2 protein-coding genes are annotated in these 2,778 nt (G+C 43.8%); both read right to left on the minus strand.

From position 1 onward, the window contains the following. Positions 1-213: 213 nt before the first annotated feature. A complete protein-coding gene (locus KDK14_RS12960) occupies positions 214-1,152 on the minus strand; it encodes a hypothetical protein (RefSeq protein WP_257265564.1) in 939 nt (312 codons plus the stop codon). 256 nt (positions 1,153-1,408) lie between these two features. Further along, on the minus strand, positions 1,409-2,422 hold the full coding sequence (locus KDK14_RS12965; RefSeq protein WP_257265565.1) for a hypothetical protein: 1,014 nt from the start codon (positions 2,420-2,422) through the stop codon (positions 1,409-1,411). Positions 2,423-2,778: the final 356 nt, after the last annotated feature.

The raw sequence follows: 2,778 nt of genomic DNA on the forward strand, positions 1-2,778 counted from the left end.
CTAAAAATTTCTGATTCTGAGGAGAATAGCGGGGCTATTTGACGAAGAAGCAGAAATTTTTAGACCAATTAAATAACATGATACTTATTATTTTTATGTTGTGGGATTTTGTGAGGGAACGCCATAAGTACGGTCGACTGAGCAAAACACCCATAAAGCGGCAAAGGACAAGGGCACGTTTATGAAATATCCGTACCAGGCAATGCCAGTAACTCAATAACGATAAGTTGTAGAAGAGCCACATTCCAGCTTGGCTGGCTTGAAATGGCACACTTTTGCCAGATAGTACATAAACGAATAGCACATACGATAATTGACGCCCTTGGGATTTCTCAGAAATCGATCCACATGTTTTTCCGGGAAATACCGGTAAGTCCAGGGATCAATTATCATTGTTCCAATTTGATCACTGCTGACGCGCACAAATCTATGATCCCCCGGATTATCAAGCTTCATTATTTCAATATTATGGGCTGGAAACTGAGCATAATAACAGGTTGCAAAAGACATCGCTTTCTCTTTGCAATTGCCCACAAGGCTCACCTGCTGATCTGGTTTGGTTACCAATTCCATCCAGGTATTCAATTGCTCTGCAATTGGTTTATTCCTGAACCTTGAAATTTCAAGATGCAATTCTTGACATTTCTTCCAACTCATGTGGTAGTCCGGCTGATATTGCCTGGAATCTGAACAGCTCTCAGTTGGTTTTTGTAATCTCTTTTTTAGTAAGGCGTGTTTACAAGACCGGCACTGCCCATTGATGTCGAATCTTCCCGGGACACTTACTTTCGCAAAACCACAAGCTGAATGAATAGGTTTGTAACAGGTCGATGAGCCGGGCATTAATCTGGCAATACGATCCATGATGCTCGTGACTTCAGATGCCCAATAGTCATAATATTGCCCCGCAGGTATATCCTGAACTTCACGCCTTGCGACGTTCACCATGCGCAAATAATCGCGGGTTTGCCCGGGAATTGACTGACCTGTGGGTTTGACTGAGTCATGATTGGGTACAGCAGGCTTTACCAGATGATCAGCAAAGGTTGCCGCTTGCTGATTAGATTCACCAACATGTTCAGCACTGTTATTGCTGATCAAGTGTTGGTAACCAATAGGTTTTGTTCCTGTAAAATAGTGTTTCAACATCATTTCCAATTCCTGCAGGCTCCGATTACATCAGAGAAGATAAAGGCGATTGATCGATTGTATATCCAGCATTGGGCCAAAGATAAAGGGTGCTCAAATTTTTTCAAGTGATTTGCCAATGACTGAAAGGACTTATAAAAAAGTTAAGGCTGGAAACTGTTATTGGCGATACACCCTTGGAGGGCTTATAGATCTTGAGTAGCCTTCAGAGCACATTAAGCCAGTATCTTATTTCATCTTTGTCGTGAAAAATATTTCTCTATACATTGCTGTGGGCCCGGGTTTTCAGGCAGGCCTGGCTTTCGGGTGATATAACTGCCCGTCCGTACCGGGACTCATAACGGTAGGTGGTAAAAGAGCCACATTCAACCTTGGCAGGCATTGAGTGGCCCACTCTTTCCAGGTAAGACGCAAACGAATAAAGCGAACGATAATTGACGCCCTCAGGATTTCTCAGAAATTGATCTGCATGTTTTTCCGGGAAATACCGGTAAGCCCATGGATCAATAATCATTGTTCCAATTTGATCACTGCTAACGCGCACAAATACATGATCCCCCGGATCATCAAGCACCATTATTTCCATATCATGGTCTGGAAACCGGGCGTAATAACAGGTTGCAAAAGACATCGCTTTCTCATCGCAATTGCCCACAAGTCTTGCCTGCTGATCTGGCTTTGTTACCAATTCCATCCAGATACGCAACTGCAGTGCACTTGGTTTATTCCGGAACATGGAAATTTCTTCATACAATTCCTGATATTTCTTCCAACTCATGTGGTAATCCGGCTGATATTGCCTGGAATCCGAACAGCTCTCAGATGGTTTTTGTAATCTCGATTTTAGCAAGGCGTGTTTACAAGACTGGCACTGCCCATTGGAATCCCATCTTCCCAAGACATCTGATTTCGCAGGACCACAAGCTGAATGAACAGCCTTGTAATAGGTCGATGAGCCAGGCATTAATCTGGTAATACGATCCATGATGCTAGTGACTTCAGATGCCCAAAAGTCATAATATTGCCCTGCAGGTATACCCTTAACTTCACGCCTTGCGACGTTCACCATGCGCAAATAATCCCGGGTTTGACCGGGAATTGACTGACCTGTGCGTTTGACTGAGTCATGATTGGGTACAGCAGGTTTTACCAGATGATCAGCAAAGGTTGCCGCTTGCTGATTAGATTCACCACCGTGTTCAGCACTGTTATTGCTACAGATCAAGTGTTGGTAACCAATGGGTTTTGTTCCTGAAAAGTGTTTCAACATCATTTTCAATTCCTGCAGGCTCCGATTATAAGTGGGAAAATAATGTGCTTGATTGAATTTCCAGCAATAGGCCAAGGGGCAGGCTTCTTAAATCTATCAATTGTCGCGAAATACTCCACCCATAGTTCAAAGAGCTTGGGTGGAGACGGATCGGGCCACCCGGGAGGCTGTCCGAGAATAGCACCCTTAGTAAGAATGGCAGAAAATTGAGGATAAAAAGTCGGAAATTTTCACTGATTAGTAGTTCTATTTGCTAAAAATTTCTGACTTTTTAGATCAATTTTCTGCCGCCGCACGACTTCAGGGATGCAGGAGCCAGAGCAACGCAGGAGCAGTTGCCGCGTAGGGCAGTCTATTCT

Origin of the sequence: Endozoicomonas sp. ONNA2 (assembly GCF_024606365.1) — a bacterium.
In the GTDB taxonomy this organism is placed as follows: Bacteria; Pseudomonadota; Gammaproteobacteria; order Pseudomonadales; family Endozoicomonadaceae; genus Endozoicomonas.